Source organism: Brachybacterium tyrofermentans (genome assembly GCF_014897585.1).
In the GTDB taxonomy this organism is placed as follows: domain Bacteria; phylum Actinomycetota; class Actinomycetes; order Actinomycetales; family Dermabacteraceae; genus Brachybacterium; species Brachybacterium tyrofermentans.
On record NZ_JABUXW010000049.1, the window covers coordinates 1 to 8,981 of the forward strand.

Sequence of the window (8,981 nt, forward strand, 5' to 3'; positions counted from 1 at the left end):
CCTCGCCTCAAGCCCCCACCGACCGGGAGTGTTGCTTAGACGCTATGACACCACCAACTGGAGGATCGGTGAGATTGAACTGCTGGCTGCGAGACGCAGAATTAAGCGTCTCGTGCAACCACGACCCGTTGATGTCAGGAGGACTGTTCGTCGCGGCACGTGTCTCCTGAACCTCTTTGGTGTCCGGATTGGGTAGCTGTCGTCCCGTTCGCCTGGCTAGCCCGGCTGGCCTGGCTGAGACGCTGTGCTCTCGAACTGGCTCATGGCTGACAGAGACGAGTGACTGCACGGCCCCTTCGTCCGTCGGACCCTTCCGACACACTCGGCATATCAAGCAACCGAGCTGCTATGGAAGAGGATCCGATGACCGCCAACTTGCTCTCCCGCTCCGAGTCGTGCGACGTCGGCGATGCCCTGCAGACTCGGCCCCCGCTCGCGGAGGACGTCGTCCGTCGAGCCCTTGACCTCGCCCAGCAGGGATTCCTCGCGAGCGAGATCGCGGAGATGCTCGAGATCTGCCTCGACGATGTGGATGCGGCGCTCGACGCGCTCGTCCCCGGAGGATCGCTCACCATTCGTACGGCGATGAGACGTCGCCTGCGCAGGTGGCGTACGGATCATGGCGAGGTCACCTGGTTCGATGCCGAAGCAGTCTTCGGCGTGCCCCATGCCCACGTGCTCCGCATAGTGCGGGCTCCGCGGGATCAGGAGGCGGGTGTCGTCGAGCTGGGGGAGCCCGGCTTCCTCGACACGGTCCTCGCAGGCGAGGAGTGCACGGATGCCCGGGCCGCTCGCTGTGCTCAGCTGTACGGCTTCGGGGCGACCCTCCAGGAGATCGGGGATCACTTCGGTGTGACGCGCGAGCGCATTCGTCAGATCCTGACTCGGAGCACGCCCTGGTCGAGCACGAACCTCAACGCGGCGGCGAAATCGCTGCGGGCAGATCGTCGGCGGGAGCAGGAGTCCGCCGTCGAGGCGTGGTCTCGCGCGAACCCTGCGGCTCCGATCGAGGAGTCCGTCGCAGAGCTGGGGCTCTCGGAGGATCAGGTGCGCGAGATGCTCGGGCGACGACGGAGTCGGCACGAGTCGACGTTCGCGGAGAGCCGGGTCTCGACCCGTCGCACCGAGGAGCAGATCATTGACGATCTCCGCACTTTCCATGCGGAGACGGGGAAGCAGACCTGCGAGGCCTTCTCCGACTGGGCGAGGACCCGCGGCATCCCTGGTCACCAGACGGCGGCGATTCGCTTCGGCACCTGGAACGAGGCGCTCCGCGCAGCAGAGCTCGCCGAGGTGATGGGCGCTCCTCGGAGTGCCTTTACGACGGAGGAACTCTGGGCGGCCGTCGTCGCCGCGGTCCGCGCTCCCGATGGGGGCACGACATTCATCGCTGTCTCCGACTGGCTCGCTGAGCATTCCGCGGCGCCCTCCGGCGCGCTCGTCCGTCAGCGCCTTCGTGGGCACCACGCCGGCAGTTGGGTCGAGATCGTCACAACCGCCCTGGAGGTGATCAACGACCCCGGCCATTTCGACCCCGACTGGGTCGAGGCCGTCACGGCAGAGCGTGACTGGGACACGCCTCCTGCAGAGGTTGCGCCGGCCGAGCACATCCGCGCGGCGATTCAGGATCTCGGTCCCGCGGTCACCACCAACCAGTACCGCGACTGGGCGCGCGCGAACGGGCACCCGACGATGCAGACACTGCAGCGACGCAGCGGCAAGACGTGGTCCGTCATGCTCGCCGAAGCCGGCGGCACCCCGAATGCCGCGAAGGTCAAAGGCCGCAGTCGCGAGGAGGTCGGCGCGTTCCTGGACGACTTCCTGGCCGACGCTCCGGCCGGGACCAGTGCCGCATACAGCGCCTGGGCGTCGGGTAGCGGAGCGCCGTCCCTCTCCACGGTCATCGATCGGTTCGGCTCGTGGTCGGCGGCGATCGGTGCATCACGGGAGCGCTCGGAGGGATCGGAAGACGTCTCGGCCTGAAGCGAGGCCCGGCCACGATCATGCTCGCAGGGCCCGTACGTGGCGGCCCCGATTGCACCGACTCGACGGCCGCTGTGTCAGTCGCGGGTGCAACGGCTCCCAGGGGTCCCACGCGAACCCCTGAACCCGGAGGTGAGCCCTTGACACGTGTCCTGATTTGTCAGCACTTTCTCGTATTCTGTGACTCTGGAGTTCTCGCCGGGACGGTCTGCTTCGCCGGGAGCCCGGACCGCAGATGAAAGGTGTTGTCTACGTGGTCACAGATGCGGCCGTCCTCAAAGCCCTTGAGGCGTGGCGAAGCAAGCTCGTCGATCTTTCTCGACGGAACAGACTGTTGTCGTTCAAGGCTCAGCAGCGGGGAGTCCTGAAGCTCGTTTCTCCCGAGGCATCGGTGATCCTCCGCGGGATCCGAGGGCACGAGACCTACGCGATCCGTGGCACGGAGGAGGGTGAGGAGGAGGCGCTGCCGCGCCCCGACCGCCCGACGTTGATCGCCGCACGGTCACAGAAGGACGTGACGGCTGGACTTCGGGGTCTCAAGCGGAAGGCGGACGAGCAGTTCCTCGAACGTGGGCTCTCTGTTCTGTACCTTGCGTTCGGCATACTCCATTGGGAGCAGGAGGACGGAACCCAGATGAGCAGCCCGCTGCTCTTGGTCCCGTCGGCCCTGAAAGGCAGCGGTCTCCGGTCGCCGCTCGAGCTCACGGCTGGGGCAGATGAGGATGTGCTGAACCCTGCGCTGATGCTTGCGCTCGAAGAGCGCGGGGCGGACTTGTCGCTGCTTCCGGACCCTGATGACGCAGATATCGACGACGTCGTCGAGGGCTTCTCCGCGATGCTCCGCCGCATCGAGGACTTCGACAGCTGGTCGATCGAGCGCAGCGCCTTCCTCGCCGCCTTTGATTTCAAGAAGGAGGCGATGTACAAGGACCTCCACGACAATCAGGAACGCATCAGCGCGCATCCGATCGTCCGCGCACTGGCCACCTCCAACCCTCTCGAGCAGACGGATGCGTTCACCTTTGAGCCGCTCTCCGCGATGACCATCGACGAGACGGCTCCGCCCGAGGACATGCCTCTCGTCCTCGACGCCGACTCATCGCAGCGGGTGGCGATCGCGGCCGCTCGCGCCGGCCGGAGCTTCGTCATGGACGGACCACCGGGAACGGGCAAGTCCCAGACCATCGCGAACATGATCGCCACGTTGATGTACGACGGGAAGACAGTCCTCTTCGTCTCGGAGAAGGTCGCAGCTCTCGATGTGGTGAGGAAGCGCCTCCAAGGCGTGGACCTGGAGTCATTCCTCTTCGACATCCATTCTGCGAACTCGAGCCGCAAAGCAGTGGCCGACGAGCTCGCGACGACGCTCGCGCATCGAGCTCAGCCCCCGCAGGAGCTCGACGGGGTCCGCCGGAGCACCCTGGTCGCCCGTCGGAGGCAGTTAAACTCGTATGCCGAGGCCTCGAATGAGAAGCGATCGCCGCTGCAGCAGTCGGTCCACGAAGTCCTCGGACGACTGGCGCTTCTCACGGACGCACCGAAGGCACCCGACCCCGAACTCAGCACACGATCCCTGAGCGATGAGTCCCTCGCCCGGATCCTCGGTGCCGCGACGAATCTTTCGCGCAATTGGCGCCCAGCCCGCCAAGCGTCCGTCTTCCACTGGCGCGGAGTCACGACCACTCGGCAGCTCGATCGGGAGATCGACGCTGCGCTGCACAAACTCGCCCAGGTGGAACGATTGGCGGCAGAACATCATGAAGCGCTCACCGCTCTAGACCTGGGTTCATTCATGGAGCTCGCGAACTTTGTCGACGCAGCGTCACTCGCCGCGGACGTCGCTGACCGCGAGACTCTTCGCACTTGGCTCACGGCAGACGACCTGGACGGTGTTCGCGCAGCGCGCGCTGATCTCGGCAGCCAGCTCGAGTCCGCGCATCATGCCGACAATGCACTTCACGCCGCGACAGGTCGTTCCCGAACTGCCTTCTCCGATCCTGCCCTCGCGCCGCCGGCACCGTCCCCGAGAGATCCCTCGCGATTCCCGAGGTCCACGGGGGAGCGCAGCGGAAGAGAACTGGTACAGCTCATCGCTGGCCTGGAACGCCAGGCCAGCGAGCTCGAAGAGCGCCTCCGCGGCGTCCGGGAACTTGCCGCAGCATGGGGGCTTCCCGAGGTGGCGACCTATCAGCACGCCGAGGCGGTACGAAAGATCGTCTCCGTGCGCGATCGAGAACTCTACCTTGACGCGCGATGGTTCACGCCGCAGGGATACCAGGAAGCACGCCAGGCCGCGACCGCGCTCGAACAGCAGAGCACCGCGCTCGCGGCGACGGCGGCCGCGGCTGGCCGGCACTTCACCCCGGCGATCTTCAATGCCCCGCTCACCGAGCTCCAGCATCGGTTCGACTCCCTGCACACCGGGCTGCTCCGGCACTTCTCTGCGGAGTACAAGGCCGACAAACGAGTCGTGGAGGAACTCCTCCAGGATGCGACCCGCGTGAAGGACGGGATCGACCACCTGGGCGAAGCCATCGCCTGGACCTCCGCAGTGCAGCAGATGGAGCAGTCCGCGGCAGCTCGATCGGGAATCCTCGGGCAGCACTGGAAGGGGCCGCAGACTGACTACCGGCGCCTCTACGCAGCACTCGACGCGGTCTCCGAGGTCGCCGCGATGTTCCCCTCCGGTATTCCTGCAGGTGTCGTGGCCTACCTGTCCGGGGACACCCCGAATCATGGTGCGCGTGCGGTCGTCGAATCGGCTCGGCAGTCGTTCGCCCAGTGGGTGCAGCGCGCCGCCTCCCACGACGAGTACGCGGGCCGGCCGGAGCTGGTTCCCCGCCCCATCGACGATTCCATCCGCTGGCTCCGGGATCTCGCGGAACTCCTCGTCGGCGAGGAGCGGCGGATCCGCTGGGCAGCCGAGAGCCTCGGGCGCGATCTGACGGGCACGGAGGCCGAAACGGTCATCGAACTCGTGGCGCGTGCCTATCACGAGCACCGTGCACTTACGGTCGCTCTCCCCAGCCACCGCGAGACCCTCGGTTCTACCGTGGGTGATGACCAGGCGGACCTTCCCGGGCTCGATCTCGCGATCGAGCATGCCGGCGAGATCCGCGAGCTTCTTCGAGGTCGACTCCACTCGGAGTCCGTGCGTAGTTTCCTGTCCGCAGGGCCTGTCGACGGACTGCAGCAGTCGCTGACCGACTGGCGGGCCGCCCGTGATCGGTTCTTCGCCTACTTTGACGAGGGACGACGCCTCGAGCTTGTCGAGGATGCCGGTGACCCCGAGAGCGCTCGCGACATCCTCGAAGGACTGAACGCCGATCAGCTGGGCATGCAGGAATGGATGGACTTCGTCCAGCAGCGGGACATCCTGCGCGACGCCGGACTGGGCGCTGCCTTCGAGTTCTGCTGTGCGAACGACCCGGACGGCGAGCAGGTACCTCGCATCATCGAACGATCGATCCTGCGAGCGTGGGTCGAGGATCTCATCGATGACGACGAGCGACTCTCCCCGCTCGGAGCGGCGGAGAAGGAAGTGCTCGTCTCGGACTTCCGGGAGCTCGACACGCAGCTAGTCCTCCACACCGCAGGCACGATCATCACCGCAGCCAATAGGCGGCGCCCTCCGAATATCGGCACCGGTGAACCGGGGCTGATCCGACAGCAGGGCAGCCGGAAGCGGAAGCACATGGCGGCACGTGACCTGATCAGTCAGGCCCGAGGTGCCGTGCAGGGCCTCAAGCCGGTGTTCATGATGTCTCCGCTCGCCGTCTCGCAGTATCTGCCGCCGGATATCTCCTTCGACGTCGTCATCTTCGACGAGGCGTCCCAGGTGACGCCGGAGGACGCGATCAACTGCATCTATCGGGGTCGGAATGTGATCCTGGCCGGCGACGAGAAGCAGCTGCCTCCCACCTCGTTCTTCGAGCGTTCCGTCGAGGCCGGTCCGGATGACGAGGACAGCACGGCAGATCTCGAGGACTTCGAGTCCGTTCTCGAGCTGGCGAAGGGCTCCGGAGCTTTCCCCAACCTCGGGCTGAGGTGGCACTACCGCTCGAAGCATGAGTCGCTCATCGCCTACTCGAACTACAAATTCTATCGGGGGGATCTCATCACCTTCCCCTCCGCACAGGAGTACGGCGACACCCTCGGCGTCAGCTTCCAACTGGTGGAGGACGGCGTCTACGAGCGAGGTGGGAGCACCTCGAATCCGAAGGAGGCGCAGGCCGTCGCACGGCGGGTCATCGAGCACTACCGGTCGACCCCGGACGTCACGCTGGGAGTGGTCACCTTCTCCGTGGCGCAGCAGGATGCCATCGACACTGCGATCCGGGCAGAGCTCGCATCACATCCGGACCTCGAGAAGTACTTCGACGACTCGAATCGCTTGGGCGGATTCTTCGTGCGGTCACTCGAATCGGTGCAGGGCGACGAACGCGACGTCATCTTCTTCTCCGTCGGCTACGGTCCTGACGAAGCCGGCAAGATCACGACCATATTTGGGCCTCTCAACAAGAAGGGAGGCGGTCGGCGCCTCAACGTCGGCATCACTCGAGCTCGACGGGCCGTGGTCGTGTTCGCGTCGATGACGGGGGACCGCATCCCCCCGTCCCTGAACGAGAACGTCGAGCTGCTTCGGAACTACCTGGAGTTCGCCGCGCGCGGCCTCGAAGTGCTTGCCGTTCCGGCGAGCCCCACGGGCTTGGATCCCGAGTCGCCGTTCGAGGACTCCGTCATTCAGCGCATCCGTGACTGGGGATATGCCGTCGAGCCCCAGGTCGGTGCTGCGGGCTACCGGGTGGACATCGGGGTGCGACATCCTGAGAGACCAGGCCGATTCGTCCTAGGTGTGGAGTGCGATGGCTTCCAGTACCACTCGGCTCCTGCGGCGCGTGATCGCGATCGTCTGCGCGACTCAATACTCGGCGGACTCGGCTGGACCATGTATCGCATCTGGGGGACGGCCTGGTACAGGCACCGTGAGCACGAAGAGAAGAAGCTGAAGGCAGCGATTGAGGCAGCGATTGCCGGCGAGAGCATCGCGGCGCGCGTCGTGGAAACGATCGAGCCGCCCGTTCTCGCGGTGGTGACGCGGGAGGCCGTTGCCCCAGACGAACAACCGACCTGGGTGAAGGAGTATCAGGAAGCGCCAAGGGTGGAACTGCCCTGGAGCACAGACCCCTCGGACGCCGACAGCGCCTCGATGATCGCGCATGGGCTGACCGCCCTCGTTCGGAGCGAAGGGCCCGTTCATATGAACATCGTCCGTGAGCGATTGCGCGACTGGTGGAACCTGGGGAGCGTCGGCAGCCGCGTGAAACGGAACATCGAAATGGCACTCCGGGAGCATTCGAGAATAAGGCGGGATGGTGAGTTCCTGTACCTCAGCGAACTGCAAATACGGGGAGTCCGGGTCCCTTCGGACACCACGCGACGCAAGGTCGACGAGGTGCATCTTGACGAGCTCGCGCTCGCTGTGGAGCTCTCGGTAAAAGATGCCGGATCGTCGGCCCGCGAGGAAATCGTTCGGCACGTTCGGGCGATCTTCGGTTGGCAGCGCACGGGTGATCAGATCGCGGTGCGCCTCGACGAGGCGATCGACAGAGCCATCGAGCTCGAACGCGTGCGCGACGACGGCGGGCGACTGAGAATCACTCGCGGAGTCGAGGCATGACTCTCCAGCGCACCGTACGCTCCGCAGCAGCGAAGGAGAGCTGAGTGGTGGCGTCGACGAAAGACGACAGCGCCTGCGGCTGTGGCTGCTGCGCCATTCTCGTTGTCGGAGCGGCTCTCGTGGCATTGGGGTGGGTGTCCGATCACCCGTTCATCGCCGCGGCGATCATCCTTGTGATCGTGCTTGTCGGGGTGCTGGCTCTCATCGGCAGTCGTGAAGCGAAACGGGAGGAGATCGAGCAGGCAAAGAAGGCTATGGCCTCTGCCGAGCAGGAGCTGGCACATTCCCGCGCTGTACAGGACGAGGCCGCGCTCCTGGCGGCGAAACGTGCCGCGGAGACACATAGTGCCCAATCTCAGGAACGCCAGGAGTCCCTCGCGCGGCTGCGCGAGCAAGCCGAACGCCTGGCGTGGGAGATCAGAAACCTCGAGGAGGGCGAGCACCCTCGCGATGGGGAGAGCAGACTGATCGAGCAGCAGCGCGCCCTGGGCCGTGCCCTTCATCAGCTCGAAGATCAACGTGAGGGGCCCGGACAAGTTATCGAAGGAGAGCTGTCCGCCCCTAGAGCAGCGCCACCGAGGTCGGCCGAGGATCTGGACGAGAGCGACGAGGTAGACCTCTGGGACTACCCCGTGCATAGCCCATCGCTGGTCGGGCTGCCCGTTCCGGATGTGAACTCGCCACCTCGTGAGACCCCCTGGGCGCGCATCACCCCGGGCGATCTGCTCCATCTCATCCGTGATCTGCTGGACGGAGAAGGTTGGCGCACGATCGCGGAGTCTCAGTCAGGAACGGAGAAGGAGAACGCCTCGATCCTGCAGAACAATGGCACCGCCATCGGCGTGTGGGTGCTCAGGAACAACCGTGAGGGCGTGGCCGGTTCAGAGTCCGAAGTGCGCGGGGTGCAGAGCATGTGCGCAGATCACAGGCTCGACGAAGTTCTGGCGGTTACCAACGGGATCGTGAACGCCGAGTTCCGGGCTGAGCTCGGGCAGATTGCCGTGAGGACGCACGTCATCGATGCAGATCTCCTCACACTGTGGAACGCGGGACATCTCGTCTTCGCCACGGGAGAGGGATTGGTCGACGAGCCGCTTTGAGTGCATCTGCACCACCAGCAGTGCTCCGCCCACACCAAAAACTCTTCCGCCACGATCACCTGTTCTCCGCGGGCGTCATGGCCAGCGTCGCGAGTAGGCAACTATCACGGCTCTTCGCAGATGAGGGTGTAGCGGGGGGGGGGGGGGGGGGGGGGGGGGGCGGGGAGTGGGCGACCATCACGATTCCGGGAGAGGTGGGGAGAATGGGTGGGGGCGCC

Annotated in this window: 3 protein-coding genes; all 3 read left to right on the forward strand. The window is 65.5% G+C overall.

The features are described 5' to 3' along the window. Nucleotides 1-363: 363 nt before the first annotated feature. The 3 genes from INT49_RS20125 (at nt 364) to INT49_RS20135 (ending at nt 8,763) form a co-directional block, all read left to right on the forward strand. Nucleotides 364-1,983, forward strand: coding sequence for a homing endonuclease associated repeat-containing protein (locus tag INT49_RS20125; RefSeq protein ID WP_193119522.1), 1,620 nt, complete (start codon nt 364-366; stop codon nt 1,981-1,983). Nucleotides 1,984-2,218: 235 nt separating this feature from the next. Then, on the forward strand, nt 2,219-7,663 hold the full coding sequence (locus tag INT49_RS20130) for a DUF4011 domain-containing protein (protein ID WP_226851085.1): 5,445 nt from the start codon (nt 2,219-2,221) through the stop codon (nt 7,661-7,663). A 47-nt stretch (nt 7,664-7,710) separates the two neighbouring features. Beyond that, on the forward strand, nt 7,711-8,763 hold the full coding sequence (locus INT49_RS20135; RefSeq protein ID WP_193119524.1) for a hypothetical protein: 1,053 nt from the start codon (nt 7,711-7,713) through the stop codon (nt 8,761-8,763). Nucleotides 8,764-8,981: the final 218 nt, after the last annotated feature.

Excerpts from the sequence above, each read along its gene's own strand:
- INT49_RS20130 (WP_226851085.1), top strand. The coding sequence starts at position 2,219 with ATGAAAGGTGTTGTCTACGTGGTCACAGATGCGGCCGTCCTCAAAGCC.
- INT49_RS20125 (WP_193119522.1), top strand. The coding sequence starts at position 364 with ATGACCGCCAACTTGCTCTCCCGCTCCGAGTCGTGCGACGTCGGCGAT.